Annotated in this window: 12 protein-coding genes; 6 read left to right on the top strand and 6 right to left on the bottom strand. The window is 35.2% G+C overall.

Annotation, left to right across the window (positions count from 1 at the left end; genetic code table 11):
* The first annotated feature begins 8 nt into the window (after positions 1–8).
* The gene (locus HM992_RS10915) at positions 9–440 is read left to right on the top strand and encodes a hypothetical protein (RefSeq protein ID WP_179319677.1); all 432 of its coding nucleotides are present in this window, start codon (positions 9–11) and stop codon (positions 438–440) included.
* On the opposite strand, the gene HM992_RS10910 is transcribed toward HM992_RS10915, so the two are convergent.
* The 5 genes from HM992_RS10910 to HM992_RS10890 form a co-directional block, all read right to left on the bottom strand.
* Complete coding sequence (locus HM992_RS10910; RefSeq protein WP_179319676.1) at positions 427–1,335, bottom strand: ribonuclease Z; 909 nt, start codon at positions 1,333–1,335, stop codon at positions 427–429. The two genes, HM992_RS10915 and HM992_RS10910, sit on opposite strands and share 14 nt — an antisense overlap.
* An 84-nt stretch (positions 1,336–1,419) precedes the next feature.
* Positions 1,420–1,752, bottom strand: a complete 333-nt coding sequence (locus HM992_RS10905) for a ribonuclease Z (RefSeq protein WP_178985015.1) — start codon at positions 1,750–1,752, stop codon at positions 1,420–1,422.
* Between the two features lie 3 nt (positions 1,753–1,755).
* Positions 1,756–2,685: an aspartate carbamoyltransferase catalytic subunit gene (locus tag HM992_RS10900; protein WP_179319675.1), complete on the bottom strand. Its 930-nt coding sequence runs from the start codon at positions 2,683–2,685 to the stop codon at positions 1,756–1,758.
* Between the two features lie 97 nt (positions 2,686–2,782).
* On the bottom strand, positions 2,783–3,322 hold the full coding sequence (gene pyrR, locus HM992_RS10895; RefSeq protein ID WP_179319674.1) for a bifunctional pyr operon transcriptional regulator/uracil phosphoribosyltransferase PyrR: 540 nt from the start codon (positions 3,320–3,322) through the stop codon (positions 2,783–2,785).
* A gap of 165 nt (positions 3,323–3,487) precedes the next feature.
* Entirely contained in the window at positions 3,488–5,173 is a 1,686-nt protein-coding gene (locus HM992_RS10890; RefSeq protein ID WP_179319673.1) for an RluA family pseudouridine synthase, read from the bottom strand.
* A 223-nt stretch (positions 5,174–5,396) separates the two neighbouring features.
* Here HM992_RS10890 and HM992_RS10885 point away from each other — a divergent pair, with 223 nt between their 5' ends.
* On the top strand, positions 5,397–6,581 hold the full coding sequence (locus HM992_RS10885) for a hypothetical protein (RefSeq protein ID WP_195806616.1): 1,185 nt from the start codon (positions 5,397–5,399) through the stop codon (positions 6,579–6,581).
* Positions 6,582–7,322: 741 nt separating this feature from the next.
* Positions 7,323–17,003, top strand: coding sequence for an Ig-like domain-containing protein (locus tag HM992_RS10880; RefSeq protein WP_179319672.1), 9,681 nt, complete (start codon positions 7,323–7,325; stop codon positions 17,001–17,003).
* Positions 17,004–17,083: 80 nt separating this feature from the next.
* Here HM992_RS10880 and ytxJ read toward each other — a convergent pair whose 3' ends face one another.
* Positions 17,084–17,461: a bacillithiol system redox-active protein YtxJ gene (gene ytxJ, locus HM992_RS10875; RefSeq protein ID WP_179319671.1), complete on the bottom strand. Its 378-nt coding sequence runs from the start codon at positions 17,459–17,461 to the stop codon at positions 17,084–17,086.
* 278 nt (positions 17,462–17,739) lie between these two features.
* On the opposite strand from ytxJ, the gene clpB reads away from it, so the two are divergent.
* The 3 genes from clpB (at position 17,740) to deoD (ending at position 22,120) form a co-directional block, all read left to right on the top strand.
* Positions 17,740–20,346 carry an ATP-dependent chaperone ClpB gene (gene clpB, locus HM992_RS10870; RefSeq protein ID WP_178985010.1) on the top strand — a complete coding sequence of 869 codons (2,607 nt, stop codon included), beginning with the start codon at positions 17,740–17,742 and terminating at the stop codon, positions 20,344–20,346.
* A 385-nt stretch (positions 20,347–20,731) separates the two neighbouring features.
* Positions 20,732–21,394, top strand: coding sequence for a deoxyribose-phosphate aldolase (gene deoC / locus HM992_RS10865; RefSeq protein ID WP_178985009.1), 663 nt, complete (start codon positions 20,732–20,734; stop codon positions 21,392–21,394).
* A gap of 27 nt (positions 21,395–21,421) precedes the next feature.
* Entirely contained in the window at positions 21,422–22,120 is a 699-nt protein-coding gene (gene deoD / locus HM992_RS10860) for a purine-nucleoside phosphorylase (protein WP_179319670.1), read from the top strand.
* Positions 22,121–22,200: the final 80 nt, after the last annotated feature.

Raw genomic sequence — 22,200 nt, 5'->3', positions numbered from 1 at the left:
TAACATAAATGAAGTTTGAAGACAGTAAATATTCTAAGCTATTATCTTACAAAAAAGTAGAATTTTCTTTTGGAACATTATACGAGACAGAATATTTCTTATTATCAGAATTAAATGAGGGTATTCATGTGGATCACCATATTGCTAGTGAATTAATTTCTAGATTTAGTGATTTAATTTTGAAAGGTCGTAAAATAGGCTACATAGCCAATCGTTATAATTCGTATTCGTTTGACCCGCAACTTTGGGTAGATTTCAATAATGATTACGATGCATTTATTGCTTCTGCTATTGTGACTTATTCTGACTTTAGCTACCTCAACGCTTCTTTAGAAAAACAATTTTTCAGTAAAAGTCTGAAACGTTGCGACAATTTAGAGCAAGCTATAGAATGGATTATGAATTTAAAAGAATTCAAAAAAGATGCTAATCAAAATTAAAGGTCTTACCATCTTTTGATAATAGAACATTGTCAAAAACCGTTTTTGCTTCGGACTTAAATTCCTCGTAACTATTATAACGTGTTGAGTAATGTCCAAGTATTAAGGTTTCTACATCGGCTTTCTTAGCAATCGTAGCAGCTTGTTTTGCTGTACTGTGTTTTGTTGGTATACAAAGTGCTTCGTTTTTGTCTAAAAATGTTGATTCATGATACAAAACGGTACAGTCTTTTATAATAGGAATAATAGCTTCATTGTAAACCGTATCACTACAAAATGCATAACTTTTTGGTGGCAATGGGTCTTTAGTTACTTTCGCATTGCTAATTAAAACGCCATCTTCATTTTCTACATCAAACCCTTGTTTTAACTTTCTAAAATAGGCCTTATCTATATTAGCTTCAGTGACTAAATTTATATCAATTTTCCGCTCATTTTCCTTCTCTTTGAAAAGAAACCCATTCGTATAAACCCGATGTTTTAAGGGAATTGTATAAACTTCAACTTTATCATCTTCATAAATTAATTCTGATTTATTCGAACTTAATTCATGAAAAATAAGTGGATATTTCGTCCAGCTTGCAGATAATTTCATTTGAAGTAATATGACTTCCTTTAAGCCTTTTGGTGCATAAATATGAAGTTCGGTTTCACGAGTTAAAAGGCTAAAGGTATTCACCAAACCCACCAATCCAAAATAATGATCGCCATGAAGGTGGGAAATAAAAATGTGCTTAATTCTTGAAAATTTAACCTTATTCCGTCTTAATTCTACTTGAGTTCCTTCTCCGCAATCTATCAAAAACATGTTGTTTTTAATCTCTAAAACTTGAGCAGTTGGATTAGCATTAATACTGGGAGTGGCACTGTGACAGCCGAGAATAGTTAATTTCATTTAAAGTTGTATGTCGTTTAGTCGTTTCTCGTTTCGTTGTATATACTCTTCGACTTTACAACTTAACAACAAACACCTTAACTTTTAGAAGTCTAAATCGCGCTCAATATCTTCCATTTCAATAATATCGAAAGCTTCTTGCATGGTTGGCACTACAACTATTTCGTCTGGCATTTCGTTTAAATCTACTTTTTCAGAAACCAATACAAACGATTTCTTATCATTGCGATGATTATTACTAAGACGCAAAAACTCAATAACATCTTGTAACGAAATTTTATTTAAGCTCGTAAGATTAATAACAAGGTGTGTGTTTTTATAGGTATCGTAATCTGCTTCAACTTTTTTAACTAAATCAACAATTGAAACCTTTTCCTGAGTAATTATGGTAGTATTACCATCTCTATCTATTATCATAATCTATTGTTTTATTTTAGAAGCTAACAAATAAATGACCGCCATCCTAACGGCAACCCCATTTTCTACTTGATTTAAGATAATGGCTTGCTTAGAATCGGCAACATCACTTGTAATTTCTACACCTCTATTTATAGGTCCGGGATGCATAATTACAATCTCTTTATTTAAGCTATCTAATAGTTCTTTATTAACGCCAAATTGTTGCGTATATTCTCTTGTCGAAGGAAAATAGCTGATATCCATGCGCTCATTCTGTACTCTAAGCATATTAGCAACATCGCACCATTCTAGAGCTTTTTTTAAATTGGTTTCTACTTTTACGCCTAAGTCTTTAATGTATTTAGGCAATAATGTTTTGGGACCACAAACCATCACATTTGCACCTTGTAATTGTAAGGCATAAATGTTTGACAATGCTACGCGACTATGCAGAATATCTCCAACAATAACCACGTTTTTTCCTTTTACGGTTCCTAATTTCTCTCTAATCGAATACGAATCCAATAAGGCCTGAGTGGGATGTTCGTGCGCTCCATCTCCAGCATTAATTATACTTGCGTTAACATGTTTTGAAAGAAATACACCTGCCCCAGGATTGGGATGACGCATCACCACCATATCTACTTTCATAGATAAAATATTATTTACCGTATCTATAAGTGTTTCACCTTTCTTAACAGACGACTGTGATGCTGAAAAATTAATAACATCTGCAGATAGTCGTTTTTCCGCTAATTCAAAAGATAATTTGGTACGTGTAGAATTTTCGAAAAACAGATTTGCAATAGTTATATCTCTAAGCGATGGCACTTTTTTAATGGGTCTGTTTATAACCTCTTTAAATTGATCTGCAGTTTCAAAAATAAGGTCGATATCTTGTTTGGTCAGATATTTAATTCCTAATAAGTGATTGACACTTAATTCGCTCATCTTTTATTCGCTTTTGGCTATTAGCTATTAGCTTTTAGCAATTCTCGTTATATATTCAATTTTTCAACTTCTAGCTCAAATTCGAGCTTTTGTTAATTTACTTATCTACTAAATAAACGGCATCTTCTCCTTCATTCTCTAGCCACTTTACTATTACCTTTTGATTATCAATGGCATCTACTTGTCGTCCTCTGTAATTAGGTTGAATAGGTAAATGTCTACTAAAACGTCTATCAATTAAGGTTAATAATTCAATGTCTTTTGGTCTTCCAAAGGATTGAATTGCTGTAAGTGCAGATCTGATACTTCGACCTGTATATAAAACATCGTCTATAAAAACGACGTTTTTGTCTTCAACAATAAAACTTATAATAGTAGTGTTGGCTTCTAATGGTTTATCCCCTCTTCTAAAATCATCTCTAAAAAAAGTGATATCTAAATGTCCGAGTTGAATATTCTTAATCTTATAATCGTCCGTTAAAATTTGAGCTAAACGATCAGCTAAAAATTTTCCTCTTGGTTGAATTCCGATTAAAACGGTTTCAGAAAAATCATCGTGATTTTCAATGAGTTGACAAGCCAATCTATGAAGGATAATATTGACTTCCTTAGAGTTAAGTAGTACTTTGTGACTCATATAGTTTCCAAACGTTGTTGGTTTACAAAGTTAGGATAAAATTTGTGGTTTGCAATAGCTTTTCTTGCAAAGACATTTCTGAAAAAGAAAAAAACAGTCGCTTTATTAAGTTGATATTTTAGTCTTCAATTGATATAAGTTTAAAATGGAAAGATTTCAGCACAACTAAAATGGAGCCTCACAACTAAAACTTACCCACTCCCGTTTTATTGGATGCTCAAAACTCAATGTTTCTGCGTGGAGATGTAAACGATTTGAAACCGTTCCATACAAATCATCTCCTACAATAGGAGTATTTAATCCTTTCCGATGTGCTGCATGTACACGTAATTGATGTGTTCTACCAGATATTGGGTAAAAATGGACTCTGGTTTTATTATTCTTAACCTCAACAACTTCATAATTTGTGGTTGCTTTTTTACCATGCTCATAACATACTAATTGTCTAGGTCTGTTATTTAAATCAACTCGAAGCGGTAAATCGATAGTACCTTCTTTTGTTTCTAAAACTCCATCTAAAACCGCAACATAACGTTTTTTAACGGTTCGATTAATAAATTGCTTTTGAAGATGTTTATGAGTTCTTTCGTTTTTAGCTACCACTAATAAACCAGAAGTAGACATATCTAAACGGTGCAATAATAAAGGGCCTGTGGATTCTGGTAAATAGGTTTTCATTCGTGTTAAAACCGAATCTTTTATGGTTTTCCCTGGTACTGATAAAAACTCATGTGGCTTATTTAAAACTAAAAGAAAATCATCTTCATAAATAATTTCTAATTTACCATTAAATACACCTGCAGTTTCAATTGGGTTAGGTTCCACATTTAAACCTTTCATCATATGTCCTAAAATAGGCTCGCATCTTCCACGACAAGATGGGTAAAATTGTCCATGACGACGCACTTCTGTGTTTGGTGATATTCCCCACCAAAATTCAGCCATGGCAATGGGTTTTAAATCATTTTCATAAGCATATTGAAATAATTTAGGAGCAGCACATTCGCCTGCAGCTGCTGGAGGTTGTCCTAAATCTGTAGTCTCAAAAATGTCTATTAAATCTTTTGTTTCACCATTTGCATTTAAAAATTGATACTGTTCATGAATTTGCTTTTGCAAACTTGCCGAGCGTGTTTTTCGTTCTAACTTTAAGTCGTTAATAGGTTTAATGAAATCCGCTAAGCGATGCTCTGCTTCTTTAAGTTCAGCTTCGCAATTCAATTTCAAGTATTTTAAATCAAGATTATTTTGAATACTTTGTTGTTTCAAGGTTTCAAAAAACAGTTCCTTTTCTGATTCTGAAAGTTGCTGCTCTGCTTCTACTCTACGTTGTTTTCTTTCTAATTTTTCAGTTTTTGAATGCTTTTTAAAATCTTTAAGTTTTTGAACTGTTTCTAGTTTTGTTTGCTCTAGATGCAATTTCGCTTTTTCTAATTCTGGATTCTGCTCTAAGCTTTCAATTTTAGCTGTAAAATTATTTAATTGTGCTTCATTTTGTTTGTAAAATCCATCTTTGTTCAACATATCATAAACAGGTGGTACAAATCCTCTTAGGTGATTGCTGTCTGCTAATTTTCCTGAAAAAGCTGCGATGTAACCTAGTTCATCTCCTAAAGTTTTTACTATCATCACACCAAACATTTTTCCAATTTGCAATCCTACTTTATTATCATCTATACCAAAGTTGTGTTTAAAATCTGTCTGTGTATTTAGGTAATTCTTTAGCTCTTCTGCCGCTGAAACGCAAAGTGGATGTGGTGTGTAATAAAACGGAAAGGTAAATTGCTTCGGAAGTGTTACCGAAAGGTTAGATTTTATAGTATGAAAACATCCGTTTTCTGTATGAAACATGCGCTTTTTATTGATTTGTAAAGAAACGAAAATCTTTGATTTCAATTAGAATGATTTCTAAAGATTTTAGAATTGTGTTGAGATTCCTTTAAATTAAAAAGCTTCTCATTACATTTTTTTACTCTAAAGCTTTAGAGCTAAAAATCATCTTAGTCTAAAAAGTTTTTTTACTTTGGCATCATAATTGGAATTACAGATTTATAACCAATAAAAACACAAGATTATGAAAAGACTTCTACTATTATCAGTCCTTGTTACGGTACTTATATCTTGTAGTGCCAAAAAACAAATTGAGAGCGCCATTAGTCAAGGAAATTATGACCAAGCTATTTCTGATGCTTTAGAAAAATTAGAAAATAATAAAGATAAAAATCGTAAGCAAGATTATATTGTGATGCTTAAAGATGCTTACAACAAAGTTTTAGATGAGGATTTACAAACTATAAAACATTTAAAAAAAGATGGCAATCCAGAGCAATACAAAACGATTTATGATATGTACTCGGACTTAGAAGCTAGACAAGTCGCCATAAAACGTGTAATGCCATTACAAATAGATGGTAAAACTATCAATTTTGAATTTAAAGATTACAGTTCTGAATTGGTTGATTACAGATATAAAACGTCAGACTATTTAATTAATCAAGGCATAGCGCTTTTGGATTCAAATGATAAATATAATGCAAGAGAAGCACATGATATCTTTAGCTACATAGAACGTATAAATCCTAATTTTGAAGAAAACCGAAGCTTAATTGCAGAAGCACATCAAAAAGGAATGGATTATATACACGTGTCTATTCAAAACCACACACAACAAATTATTCCGCAACAATTAGAAGCTGAATTATTAGATTTTAATACCTATGGCTTAAATCAATTCTGGACGACGTACCACGCTAATACTGATAAATCTATAAACTATGATTTTGCAATGGAGTTACAATTAAAGCAAATAAATGTATCTCCAGAACGTATAAACGAACGTCAAATACTAAGAGAACAAGACATTATTGACGGTTGGGAATATGAATTAGATCGTGCCGGAAACGTAAGAAAAGATAGTCTTGGTAATGATATTAAAATTGATAAAATTATAAATGTGAAAGCTAGATTTATGGAAGTCGTACAAACTAAATCGGCTCAAGTTATTGCCAATGTTGTTTATACCGATTTAAAACAGAACCAAACCATTGATACATTTACTATAGATAGTGGGTTTATATTTGAAAATATATTTGGAACTTACAAAGGAGATAAAAGAGCTTTAAATAAAGACGACAGAAATTTGTTAAACCAAAGACAAATTCTTTTTCCAAGTGATGAACAAATGGTCTATGATACTGGTGAAGATCTTAAACTTCAATTAAAAAATATTATTAGTTCTTATAATGTGAGAAGAAGTTAAAATCATTTTCTAATTCAAAATAAAACTCTCATATGAGCATGTAAATGTTCTTATGAGAGTTTTTTTGTTTATATACTATTTTACAAATCTCATAAAAAATACAGCCTTCAGTTATCATTTTAATAATTCAAACCAAGGTTACCTACTATATCACAATAATTTCATTTAAAGATGATTTTTGCGGATTGACGATTTTATAGAAGTGGAAACAATTTTACATTTATATTTGAATATCCCTATTTAGTTCATAGCAATTATAAAGTAAGCGTTTAATTTATAAACGCCTTATGTTCGTTGTAGTAAATTTTGAACGACGAGTACTATAAAAACGATAACTAAAATGCTTTAAATTTTGATATTTATTCAAGGCAAATAGCTTAATAACAACAAAATATAAGTCTTCTTAAGACTAAATAGCATGAAAAACCATCTATTTTATATTAGCTCAATTGTCGTAATCTATGGTTAGAAGAGACCGGTTTTTTTTAGTAAAATCACTAATAAAACCCAATAAAAACGCGACTTATGTACAATCCGTTTTCTTACTTTACACTACATAAAAATACACTTTATCGTGGTTAATTGCATTTTATCGATGATTTTATTTGTAAATTTCGTTTTAAAATCTATATTTGCGTATCCCTCAACGTAATATAATTATTAGTTCACTATATAAAATTAACGAGCTAAACATTACTCCCTAATAATGTTTTGTTTTTTTAAACATTAAATATTGCTGTTATGAAACATCTTTACTCAAAGGTTTTAACTCTTGTTGCTCCACTAGTATTTCTACTATTAATTTCTAGTTTTTCTTTTGCTCAGACCACGGTCATTAACCCAAATGCTGAAGGTGGTTTTGAATCAGGAACTACATTTGCTGATAATGGCTGGATTGCAACCACAAGTGGAAATAATACTAGATGGGTATGTGAGCCTGATGCTGAAGCAGGCTTTACAGGTGATAGATCAGCGTATGTCTCTAGGGATAATGGTGTGCCTTACAATCATACATACAGAATCAATAGAACAAGTAGAACTCATCTTTATAGAAATGTCACAATTCCAGCTGGTGCAACTAATATATTATTAGATTTTAGATGGATTAGTGAAGGGGAAATATGGGGCACCACCGTTTATGATGCTATGAGAGTATGGCTGGTACCTACTTCTTATACCCCAAATTATAACACTCAAATTACTGCTTTTGGAGGAAGAGTGCAAATTGGTGAAGATAATTATTATGATCAAGATACATGGACAAACGAAACTAATATTACCATTCCTAATACATATGCCAATACAACATTCAGGCTAGTTTTTGAATGGAGAAATGATAATAGTGCGGGTAGTCAACCTCCTGCTGGCATAGATAATGTGTATTTACGTTATACTAACCCAACACCAACAATAGCAAGTTTTACTCCTACAACTGTTTGCTCAGGAGATACTGTAACCATTACAGGCACCAATTTCTCTGGGGTAACTGCGGTTAGATTTAATGGCGTTAATGCCGCATCTTATACCGTAGATAGTGCTAATCAAATTACAGCTGTTGTACCAGTTGCCACTACTGGAGCAATTACAGTAATAACAAGTGCAGGCACTGCCACAAGCGCAAGTAATATAACAATCAACTCATCATCTACGGCACCCAATATTATAATTGGAACAGACCTTATTTGTTCAGGGAGTTCTACAACATTAACAGCTAGTGGCGGCACAGCAGGAACTGGCTCTTCTATTCAATGGTTTTCAGGTTCATGCGGAGGTACCGTTCTTCATACTGGGAATACTTTTAATGTTAGCCCACTATCAACGACTACTTATTATGCGAGACGAAATGGCACCTGTAATACTACAGGTTGTATATCTTATACAGTTACCGTTGAAAATCCAGTTGCAGCTGCAGGTACAATCACAGGTACATCTCCGGTTTGTCAAGGAGAAACAAGCATTGCTTTTTCTGTGCCAGTAATCACAAACGCTACAAATTACACGTGGTCGTTACCAACTGGTGCTACTATTGCATCTGGAGCTGGCACCAATAATATAACAGTTAATTTTTCAGCCTCTGCTGCTTCTAGTAATATATCAGTTTACGGCAGTAATTCATGTGGAAATGGAGCAACTTCTAGTTTTCCTGTCACTGTAAATAATTTACCAAATAACACAGGAAGCATAACAGGTACAGCTACTGTATGTCAAGGAGAAACAGGTATTTCTTTTTCTATACCTACAATTTCCAACGCAACAGATTATACTTGGACATTACCAGCTGGAGCAACAATTACTTCTGGCACTAATACAGAGAGTATTACTGTTGACTTTTCACCAACTGCAACTTCTGGAACCGTAAGTGTCTCTGGAACAAATACTTGTGGTGATGGTGCTGACTCAGATTTTTCTGTAACCGTTAATACGCTCTCAATTGCACCTACAAGCATCACAGGAACATCAACCATTTGTGAATCAAACTCTACAACCTTAACATTGAGTGGAGGCCTTGCCGGAACTAGCTCAACTGCAGAATGGTACACCGATTCTTGTGGTGGTACATCTGCTGGATCAGGAAATAGCATTACGGTTTCACCAACAACAGACACCACATATTACGTGAGATATGAAAGTATATGTAATATAACATCATGTGCTTCTGTAACAGTAACAGTAAATCCTTTACCACTCGCAGCAGGAACTATTACAGGTACCAGTACAGTCTGTCAAGGTGAAAATAATGTATCTTACTCCGTACCTGCAATTACGAATGCAACAAGCTATACATGGTCAGTCCCAACTGGAGCGACTATAGTTAATGGAGCTGGAACAAATAGTATTGAAATAGATTTTGGATTATCAGCAGCCTCTGGTGATGTAAGTGTACAAGGCACAAATTCTTGTGGTAACGGTACAATTTCCGATTTCGCGGTAACAGTTAACCCTTTACCTGACACAGCAGGAACAATTACAGGTTCCGCAATTGTGTGTCAAGGTGATACAGGTGTTTCTTTTTCTATACCAGCAATTGCGAACGCTACTGATTATACATGGACATTACCTACAGGTGCCTCAATAGTATCAGGAAGTAATACAGAATCCATTACCATTGACTTTTCAGCAGTAGCTGCATCAGGAGTTATTACCGTAGTAGGAACTAATTCTTGTGGCTCGGGTGTGGTATCAGCTAATTTTGATATCGCCGTAAATATCCCATCTGTAACACCTACAAGTATTTTAGGTACCTCAATTATATGTGAAACGGAATCTACAACCTTAACATTAGATGGTGGTTTAGCAGGAACTGGTGCAACTGCAGAATGGTTTTCTAGTTCATGTGGTGGCACTTCTGAAGGTACAGGAAATAGTATTACGGTTTCTCCAACAACAACTACTGAATACTTTGTGAGATATTCTGGGGATTGTAATACTACATCGTGTGCATCTGTAACCGTAACCGTAAACCCATTGCCAGATTCCGCAGGAACTATTACAGGTCCTATCGAAGTTTGTCAAGGTCAAAATGGTGTCACTTATACCGTGCCTGCTATTACAAATGCAACAGATTATATTTGGACATTACCAACTGGAGCAACAATTGCTAGTGGAGCAAATACTAATAGTATTGTTGTAGATTATAGTGTGACAGCAACTTCTGGGAATATAACCGTTCAAGGCTCTAATGCTTGTGGTGTTGGATCTATTTCAACACTACCAATTACAATTAATATAACACCTTATATTGCTATCAACTATACAACAACTGCTTGTAGTGAAGGTTTGGCAACAGTATCGCCTGCAAATGGAGGAGGCAATACAGTTCCTGTTGGAACCACTTATTCTTGGGGTTTACCAAGTATTTCAGGAGGTCTTACAGGAGCTACTGTTGAAAGTGGACAATCCAACTTTAATCAAACACTTGTTAACACGACGGGTTCAACCCAAACAGCATCTTATAATGTCACAGCGACAACGGGTGGCTGCTCCGCTTCTACTTTTGTAGTTGTTGTGACAGTACATCCAAAACCAATTGTAAGTGCAACACAAATTAGTCAAACCATTTGCCCAGGAGAAAGTATAACACCTATTGTTTTTTCAGAAACTAGTGGAGTTTCTGGTACTATAGATTATAACTGGACAAGAGACAATACAGGCAATGTAACCGGTATGACCGCCAATGGATCAGGAACATCAATAACAGGAAGTTTAACAAATAGCACTAATATTGCACAAACAACTACGTTCTCAGTAACAGGTACTTCTCAAAATGGTTGTACATCAGATCCTATTACTATTACTGTAACTGTTGATCCTACTCCAACAGTATCTGTGACACCTAGCACTCAAAATGTTTGTTCAAGTGATTCTATCACAGATCTTGTGGTTGGTAATCCTAATAATGTTGCAGGAACTGTAACTTATAGTTGGAATAGAAATAATCTAACTAATATTACCGGAATGCCTAATAGTGGTACAAGTATTGCTTTAGGAACAGCTATTTCAGGCACCTTAACCAATACAACAAACACTCCTCAAACGACAACGTTTACGATAACTGCCTATGCTAATGGTTGTGCATCAGCAACAACTACAGCTGCGATAACTGTTAATCCCACACCAACCGTTTCTGCATCAATAGCATCACAAACTGTTTGTGATGGTGACTCCATAAGCCCAATTGCAATTACAAACCCTAATAATGTATCAGGAACTGTATATACTTGGACACGAAACAACACAACAAATCTAACTGGTTTTCCAAATAGTGGGTCTGGCTCACCAATTAACGGCACGTTTGTAAATAATACCAACGTTAATCAAACTGCCATATTTACAATTACAGCCACTGCCAATGGATGTAGTTCAACAACCACATCTGAAGTCATAGTAAAGCCAACACCAAAAATAGTAGCGACACCAACTTCACAAACTATTTGTGATGATACAGCAATTACCAATATTGTATTAAGCACTAGTAATAATGTTTCAGGAACAACGTATTCGTGGACTAGAAATAACACAACTAATATAACGGGTGTAGCAGCAAGTGGTACAAGTTCTACAATAAGTGGTACATTATCAAATGAAACAACAAGCACACAAACGACTACCTTTACAATAACCGCAACGGCAAATGGTTGTAGTACAACTACAACTGCTACGGTAACTGTTTATGCGCCTTTAATTGATCCTGTTATATCTGATGACCAAGCAGTTTGTTTACTAGCGAGACCAGCTACGTTAGTAATTGACAATTTAGCGACAGTTGGCGGATCTGGAAACTATAGTTACCAATGGCAACAGAGTGATGATGGTACATCTGGCTGGACTAATATCGGAGGTGCAACTAATAACACCTACCAGCCACCTACAATACCATTTTTTGGCGCTCAAAATTATTATTATAGAGTCAGAATTATCGATGCTTGTGGAACCGTATTTAGTAATCCCGTATTTATACAAGTAATTTCAAATGCTGGATTCGATTTTGATGTTGATGATGATTTGAGTGGTCCAATTTGCCCAGGTTCATCCTTTTCCCCTTCGCTAGAATCTATTCATGGGGAAAATTCAGCTGTTCGTTACAGTTGGACAGCTGATATTAATTATATTTCACCAAGCATAGGAGGCCCTGTTGGAACAACAGGTAATCGTTTTGGCTTTTGGATTTACTTTAGGCGTTCAACTGCAAACATAGGACCTTTAACTGTTCAAAATAATACCAATGCAACAGTTACAACAGTTTTAGAAGTTACGCCTGCAGTTTACAACCACGCAGGAAACAATCCACAAGAAAGTGATTTCATTTGTAGTATTTCTCCACAATATATCCCTGTAACCATTAGACCTACACCTGTGGCTACAGCTTCTGCACCTTTTACGACTATATGTAGTGACACTAGCGCTGATATTGAAGTCAACGGAAATATTACAGATGCCAATATGCAGTTCTCATGGACTAGAAATAACACAGGCAATGTTTCTGGCCCTTCTAGTGGTAACTCAGGTAACATAAGCACACCTTCCAACAGTTATACAATTGTAAATAACTTGGTAAATAATACCAGTGTAACACGAAATGTTACTTATACTATTACTCCTACATCTAACGGATGTATTGGTGATGAAATAACAATTGTTATTGCTGTGGCACCAAAAGTTAACCCTGGCGTTGTTGGCACAAACCAAACCTTATGTTCTGGTGGTGACCCAGTTGCTTTTACACAAACAACAGCTGCTACTGGTTTAAATTTATCTTACCAATGGAAGAACAGCACAACAAGTGCAACTGGCCCTTGGACAGATATTACTGGTGCAACATCTACAACTTATAACTCACCTGCCTTAACACAAACCACATGGTTTCAACGTGTTGTAACCTCTACCGTTAATGGTGTAAATTGTGAGTCCGTTAACACAACACCAATACAAGTCCTAATTAATGATATTGATGGAGGTACTATTTCTGGAGACCAAACCATTTGTGATGGTGGAGACCCGACTGTATTAGGAAATACATTACCTGCTACTGGAGGTGGTACTATTAGCTACCAATGGCAAAGCAACACAACGGGCTGTGGTGGTTCATGGGGAGATATTTCTGGCGCTACGGGTGCCACTTATAATCCACCACCAGGTTTAACAGATACCACATATTTCCGTCGTTTAGGAACATCAACACTCAACGTTGCAGATTGTACAGCAGCAAGTAATTGTATAATTGTAACAGTAAACAAAGTCACAGGTGGTGAAATTGGAAATGACCAAGTCATTTGTGGAGATAATCCAGAAGCCTTTACGGTAATTACTCCAGCAACAGGTAGTGGTTCATTATCTTACCAATGGCAAATAAGTACTACTGGGACCTCAGGGCCTTGGACAGATATTCCAAGTGCTAACGGAGCAACGTACAACGCACCTGCTGGTTTGATGACAACATCCTATTACCAAAGAATAGCAATTTCTACTTTAAACGGAGTGGCATGCGAAGTCACTAGTATTAATGCCATAACCGTCATAGCTAATAGTGTAACTGCTGGTACAATTTCTGGTAATAGAACGGTTTGTTCTGGTGGAGATCCAGATTCGTTTACAGTATCGACACCTGCTACAGGTACAGGTTTAACCTACCAATGGCAAAGTAGTACAACATCTGGCGCAGGGCCATGGACTAATATTGGAGGTGCTACGAGTGCAACCTATGATGTACCAGGAGGTATTACAACCACAACCTATTATCAACGCGTTGTAACAGCGACTATTGGTGGTGTTAGTTGTGAATCTGAATCAAACTTTTTAGTTGTATTTGTGAATAATATTTCACCTTCAACTATTGCAGGTAATCAAACAGTCTGTAGCACAGAAAATCCTACTGCATTTACAGTAACGACACCTGCAACTGGAAGCGGAACTTTATCTTACCAATGGCAAAGTGCTCCTAGCGATTCTGGTCCTTGGACAAACATAAATTTAGCAACTAGTGCTACATACGATCCTCCCGTATTATCTGATACGACTTTCTATCAAGTCATTACGACTTCAACACTAAACGGTGTTGCTTGTTCTGAGACTAGTAATACAGTTCAAAAAACAGTAATTCCATTTGTTGATGCCGTTGCTTCCAATTTAACAACTATTAATAATTGTAATGATACAACGATTCATTTACAAGGGAATGAAACTGGTACATGGTCGGCAGTATCTATACCTTCTGGAAATGCATATAGCTTCTCCAGTCTCACAGATCCAAACGCCACCTTTACTGGTGAAAGTGGAGCAAATTACGAGATTACTTGGACCCTGGATAATACAGCTCCTTGTGCTGATGATACCGCTGTAATTAGTGGTATAAATTTCCCGCTTTGTGGTGATTTTATAGATTTCGATGGTACAAGTAATAACAGCGTTAATTTTGGTGATACTTATGATGTATCTGGAAACTTTAGTTTTGAAATTTGGGTGAAACCAAATGTTATAAATGGAACTACCCAAACGATACTGTCTAAACGTGATGCTGGAGACATGTCAACAGGTTATGATTTACGTTTAACAAATGGTATCATCTCATTTAATGCGAATAATAGTACAAGTGTTTCAGCAAGTGGAATAACATCAGGTCGTTGGTATCATCTCGCTGTTACCTATGACGGAACATATACGCTTTATGTTGATGGTGTTGATAAAGGTGATATTACTGCTGCTAGGCCTGCAGCAAACAGTTCTGACATGCTTTTAGGTGCCATGGCAGATGCTACAAGCATTCCAACAAACTACTATAATGGTTGGATGGATGAAGTGCGTATTTGGAATACAGCATTGACTCAAGATCAGATAAGAACCATGATGAACCAAGAAATTGAAAACAATGGTGGTGTTATTGGAAGTGTTACTGGCAATCAAGTCCCTACAGGTTTAAGTTGGTCTAATTTGGATGCTTATTATCAAATGAACCAAGGTACAGCAGATATTAGTGCTGGATATTTAAATGCAGATGTTGGTGCTAATGGCCGTTTACTAAATATGTCTACAAGTCAAGCTGAAACGGCACCATTACCATATGTAAGTATGGCTGATGGCAACTGGGACACACCAAGCACATGGTTAAATCACGATGTTCAAATGTTACCCAATACAGGAGGCATAGATTGGAATATTGTTAGAACACAACATAATATTACGGTTAACAGAGCGACGCAAGTCTTAGGTCTTTTAGTTGATACTCCTTTAACGGTCGGTGATAAATTATCTATTACTAACGACCAACCTTTAATGGTAGAAAAATACCTTAAAATAAATGGTACTTTAGACTTAGAAGGTGAATCCCAACTCTTACAACCCGAGGGAAGTATAGTTGATTATTCTGGTAATGGTAAATTAGAGCGCGACCAAAAGGGTACAGCCAATACATTTAATTATAATTATTGGGGCAGTCCTGTGAGTTCTGCAGGTCCATTTAATGATAGAACATATACTTTAGAAGATATTCTTTACGACGGAAACCAACAAGTTAACTGGATAAACGGTCATGATGGTGCACCAGGAAACCCAGTATCAATTACACGTCGTTGGATTTATTCTTTTTCTGAAGGTCAAGAAGATGATATGTCTGATTGGGAATTAGAAGGAGAAACAGGAGTCATTGGTGCAGCTTTAGGATTTACAATGAAAGGTCCTGGTCCTGGAAATGCTGCAGGAAACCATAATTACACTTTCAGAGGAATGCCGAATAATGGTGATATTACTACCACTGTTACGGACAATGATCCTATTCTTAACCAAACATTAGTAGGTAATCCCTACCCATCAGCTCTTGATGCTAATGAATTTATTAAAGATAACATTCCTAATAGTGTTGTGCCTACCGCTAATATCGGGACAACTGGCAGTATTGATGGTGCTCTCTATTTTTGGAAGCAGGCATCAACAAATAACACTCATGTTTTTGCAGATTATCAAGGTGGTTATGCAACTTACAATTTATCTGGTGGTCTAGGAGCTGTAGCTTCCCCTGGTATTGGAGTTGTTGGTGATGCTGTATCAGCAATACCTAAAAGATATATTCCCGTAGGTCAAGGTTTCTTCGTAAATGCGGCCGCTGGTCAAGATAGCAACGTTGTTATATTTAAAAACAGCCAACGTTTCTTTAAAAAAGAAGGTTCAGAATCCTTATTTCTAAGATCCACTAATGATTCATCAGATTTAAATGTAAACATTGAAAATAGTGATGAGAATTTAATCCAACGTATCCGATTGAATTTCATTTCGCCTGAAGGTGCTATCAGACCTTTATTATTGGCTTTCACACCAGGCAATGATGCCACAGATTTATTTGACTATGGTTATGACGCCTTAAACACGGAAACATTCCCAAGTGACCTATCCTTCCTTATCGAAGCCAATAATTATGTCATTCAAGGTGTTGGTGAATTTGATGAGACTAAAGTTTATCCGTTAGATATGGTGATTGGAGAACAGGGTAATATTGAAATTGGACTTACCGAACTTGAAAACTTCGACGAGGCTATTGATGTCTATATTTTCGATGCTGTGGAAGGAACTTATACCAGATTCAATGATGTTAATTTCCAAATGTATTTAGAAGCTGGGACTTATAATGATAGATTCTTCTTAGCATTCCAAGAAGATGCAACACTATCGATCATTAAGGAAGAGTTTAAAGATATAATGGTAAGATATTTACACGATACTGACGAAATTTATGTAAAGACCCCATCTTCTGTTAAGGTTAAACAGCTATACTTAATTAATGTGGCAGGTCAAACTGTGGCATCTTGGAATGCGACTAACTTACCAATGTCTAACGAGATTAAGATTCCGGTGAAACATATTTCTGAAGGTAATTATATTATTAAAGCTGAAACAGAAACAGCAACATTTAATAAGAAGATTATAGTTAAATACTAATAACAGAAACTCTATTATATAAAGGAGCCTCAACATCAAAATGATGCTGAGGCTTCTTTATTTTTGGATAGTAAAAAAGATTAAACAAATTGCTCTAAAGTCATATCATTTATAGCACCATGAGACGCATGTGCCACCGCTACTCCATTCTTTATTACTAAAAGTTGAGGAGATTGGTGCATCACCTGAAACTTATAACCTATTTCGTTAGAGACATCTCTATATCTTAGCAAGTCCAAATAGTACAAATCAGCATTTAGCTCTACATCATATGCTGAGACAAACTGTTTCATCACCATGCTACTAATTCCGCAACGTGTAGAGTGCTTAAATATAATTTGTGTTTTGGTTTTAGATTGCTCTTCAATAGTAGTTAATTGAGATACATCGCTTAATGGTTGCCAAGGCAATATTTTTTCTTCTTTTGGTTCCGAAGAACCGAATAATTTTTTAAACATAATTCTTTTTTAAAAGGTCTATCGCCAGTTCTAGCGATTTAGTTAACCTATAACCAGAACCTTAAACTGACCAAGGTCATTCTTTAAGTCGAAACAAATTCGTAATCTTACATAAGACAAAACGTCATTGCTAAAATCACTAAAACAGACATTTTGTCGTTTAATTCTTACATTATTAAATTGGTAAGATAATTGTCTAAAGATAGTCAAACACAACAATAAAACAAGGTTGATTAGAGCTAATAGAAGTTTCCAATTGACAGCAAAAATAATATAAGATGAATTTTAACAACTATACCATTAAATCGCAAGAAGCCATACAGCAGGCGCAACAGCTCGCTCAAGGTTTTGGTCATCAGCAAATAGAAAACGAGCACATTTTTAAAGCCCTTTTTAATGTTGATGAAAATGTATTACCATTCTTACTTAAAAAGTTGAATGTTAACGTATCTATACTTCAACAGATACTAGACAAAGAACTCGAAAGCTTCCCTAAAGTTTCAGGTGGAGATATTATGCTTTCACGTGAAGCTAGTAAAACACTGAATGAAGCGTCTATCATAGCTAAAAAGATGAATGATGACTTTGTATCTATTGAACATTTAGTTTTAGCCATTTTTAAATCTAAAAGTAAAATTGCTCAAATCTTAAAAGATCAAGGTGTTACTGAAAAAGGCTTAAACGCGGCTATAGAAGAATTACGCAAAGGTGACCGTGTGACTTCTCAGAGTCAAGAAGAAACTTATAATTCCCTCAGTAAATATGCTAAAAACTTAAACCAATTAGCACGCGATGGGAAGCTCGATCCCGTTATTGGTCGTGATGAAGAAATACGAAGAATCCTTCAAATTTTATCACGTAGAACAAAAAATAACCCGATTTTAGTTGGTGAACCTGGTACAGGTAAAACAGCCATTGCTGAAGGTTTAGCGCATAGAATCATTGATGGAGATATTCCTGAAAACCTAAAAGACAAACAGATATTTGCTTTAGATATGGGAGCCCTAATTGCAGGTGCAAAATACAAAGGTGAATTTGAAGAGCGACTAAAAGCAGTTATTAAAGAGGTGACCGAAAGTGATGGTGACATCGTTTTATTCATTGACGAAATTCACACGCTAGTTGGTGCTGGTGGTGGACAAGGCGCCATGGATGCTGCAAACATTTTAAAACCGGCTTTAGCTCGTGGAGAATTAAGAGCTATTGGCGCAACAACGATAGATGAATACCAAAAATACTTTGAGAAAGACAAAGCTTTAGAACGTCGTTTTCAAATGGTAAAAGTAGATGAACCAGACACCGAAAGTGCTATTTCAATTCTACGAGGTATTAAAGAAAAATATGAAGCACACCACAAAGTTCAGATTAAAGATGAAGCGATTATTGGTGCTGTAGAATTATCGCAACGTTACATTACCAATAGATTTTTACCAGATAAAGCCATTGATTTAATGGATGAAGCTGCTTCTAAATTACGAATGGAAATCAACTCTAAACCAGAAGAATTAGATGTTTTAGATCGTAAGATTATGCAGCTTGAAATTGAACATGAAGCTATTAAACGTGAAAAAGATGAAACTAAACTAAAAAGTCTAAAATCGGATTTAGCGAATCTTAAGGAAGAACGAAATGAGCTGAATGCTAAGTGGATGTCCGAAAAAGAAGTTGTAGATAATGTTCAAAATATAAAACAAGAAATTGAAAACTTTAAGATTGAAGCTGAACGTGCAGAGCGTGATGGTGACTACGGTAAAGTAGCAGAAATCCGATATGGAAAAATTAAGGAAGCTACTGAGCAACTTGAAAAGTTCCAAAAAGAATTATCTGAACAGAATGAAACATCCTTAATTAAAGAGGAAGTAACTTATGAAGATATCGCAGAAGTTGTAGCGAAGTGGACTGGAATTCCGGTAACTAAAATGCTTCAAAGTGATCGTGAAAAGTTATTAAAACTTGAAGACGAACTACATAAACGTGTTGTAGGACAAGAAGAAGCTATTGAAGCGGTAAGTGATGCTGTGAGAAGATCAAGAGCTGGATTACAAAACCCAAGTAAACCAGTTGGTACCTTCCTATTTCTTGGTACAACAGGTGTTGGGAAAACAGAGTTGGCAAAAGCATTAGCCGAATATTTGTTTGATGATGAAAATGCGATGACGCGTATAGATATGAGTGAATATCAAGAACGCCACGCAGTAAGTCGTTTAGTTGGTGCGCCTCCGGGATACGTTGGTTATGATGAAGGTGGGCAATTAACTGAAGCAGTTAGAAGAAAACCATATTCTGTAGTATTATTAGATGAAATAGAAAAAGCGCATCCAGATACCTTCAATATCTTATTACAAGTATTAGATGAAGGCCGTTTAACAGACAACAAAGGGCGTGTTGCCGATTTCAAAAACACCATTATAATAATGACTTCTAATATGGGTAGTCAGATTATACAAGAACGTTTTGAAGCGACAAAGGATATTCCTTCAGCAATTGAAGCAGCAAAAGTGGATGTTTTAGCGTTATTAAAGCAAACCGTAAGACCAGAGTTTTTAAACCGAATTGATGATACCATAATGTTTACTCCATTATCTAAAGAAAACATTATTGACATCGTAGGTTTACAGCTAAAAGGCATCACTAAAATGATTGCTAAGCAAGGTATTACGTTTGATGCAACACCAGAAGCAGTAAGTTATTTGGCTGATAAAGGTTATAACCCAGAATATGGAGCACGACCTGTAAAACGCGTGATACAAAAAGACGTGTTAAATCAATTAAGTAAAGAAATATTAGCTGGTCGCGTGACTACGGATAGTATTATTTTACTAGATGAATTTGATGGACAGCTCGTCTTTAGAAATCAAGGTGATTTAGTTACTGAAAAGATTTAATAACATTGTAACACTATCGATTTTAAATAGTCTATATAGTGATTGGTTGGTTAAGAGCAATACAAATTTCAAGCGCTTGAAAGGAGTGTTGCTCTTCCTTTTCACACCTTTTAATCACAAAAATAGTATATCAAAAAAAACCCTACAAAAATAAATTTCTATCGGTCTTAAAATGAAATAGTTTCAGAGTTATTAACAATTATTCGATGAAATGCATAATAAATTATTTTTTTTAACACCCCTTTTATCGGATAAATGATTAATTTTGTCGAGCTATATAATTCCAACAAAACTTTTACGATTTTTAATTTTTGACTAGTAATCCCTCTACTTGTAGATAATTACTATAGCCATTTTATGTTATAACCCTACTTATATAAAAAAAATGAATTTAAATAGATACATAGACCACACTTTATTAAGTGCATCTGCAACCGAATCAGATATTCTACAACTTTGTGATGAAGCTTTAAAATATGATTTTTACTCTGTTTGTGTAAACAGCAGTAATGTTTTACTCGCTAAACAAGCCTTAGGTAGATCTGAAGTAAAAATTTGTACCGTAGTTGGTTTTCCTTTGGGAGCCATGTCTACCGAAGCTAAAATATTTGAAGCCAAAACAGCTATTGATCAAGGTGCTACCGAAATCGATATGGTAATGAATATTGGCCGTCTCAAAAGCAAAAATTACCTTGCTGTTCTTAAAGATATCAGCAAAGTGAAGCAAGCCATTGGCATTATTCCACTTAAAGTGATTCTTGAAATTAGTGAACTTTCAAAAAATGAAATCGTTAAAGCTTGTGAAATCTGTATTGATGCCAAAGCTGATTTTGTAAAAACATCAACAGGTTTCTCAAAAAGTGGTGCGACACTAACTGCAGTTAAAATAATGAGAAAAACTGTAAGAGATAAGCTAAAGATTAAAGCTTCTGGCGGCATTAGAGATGCAGAAACTGCTCAAAAATATATTGACATTGGTGTAGACAGAATTGGTGCTTCAGCTGGAGTTGCTATGATGAATAATCAAGTATCAAATGCTGCCTATTAATTAAAACACTTTGCTTAACTTTGTAGTATGAGTGTACATATCGGAGCCAAAAAAGGCGAAATCGCAGAAACTATATTATTACCTGGAGATCCATTAAGAGCCAAATGGATTGCTGAAACATTTTTTGAAAGCCCTCAATGCTTCAATGAAGTTAGGGGAATGCTTGGCTACACTGGTACATACCAAGGCAAACGAGTTTCTGTAATGGGAACTGGTATGGGAGTGCCAAGCATTTCAATTTATGCCAACGAACTTATAACTGAATATGGTGTAAAAAACCTTATTAGGGTTGGCAGTGCTGGTTCTTATCAAAAAGATGTTAAATTAAGAGATGTTGTTTTAGCTATGGCTGCCTCATCTAACTCTGGTGTTAATGAACTACGATTTGGTGGCGCTAATTATGCGCCCACAGCAGATTTTGGTCTATTTATAAAAGCAGTAGAAGCAGCACGAACTAAAAATATTGAGATTAAAGCTGGTAATGTTTTATCCTCTGATATTTTCTACGAAGACAGTAAAGAAGCCTATGTAAAATGGTCCAAATTTGGAGTGCTTTGCGTAGAAATGGAAGCAGCCGGACTTTACACTGTTGCAGCCAAACACAATGTTAATGCACTAGCAATTTTAACCATTTCTGATTCTTTAGTTACAGGCGAAAGTACAACAAGTAAAGAACGTGAAACTACTTTTAAAAGCATGATAGAAATTGCGTTAGAATTAGCATAAGTAATTACCGTTTACTTGAATTATTATTTTTAAATATCCGACTTTATTCTAGAAATATTACCTTAGCATCAACTAACTTA

The sequence above is a fragment of the Winogradskyella helgolandensis genome (assembly GCF_013404085.1).
GTDB classification, from domain to species: Bacteria; Bacteroidota; Bacteroidia; order Flavobacteriales; family Flavobacteriaceae; genus Winogradskyella; species Winogradskyella helgolandensis.
The sequence above is the reverse complement of the archived record's forward strand: the minus strand, read 5'-3'. Positions and strand labels throughout refer to the sequence as shown.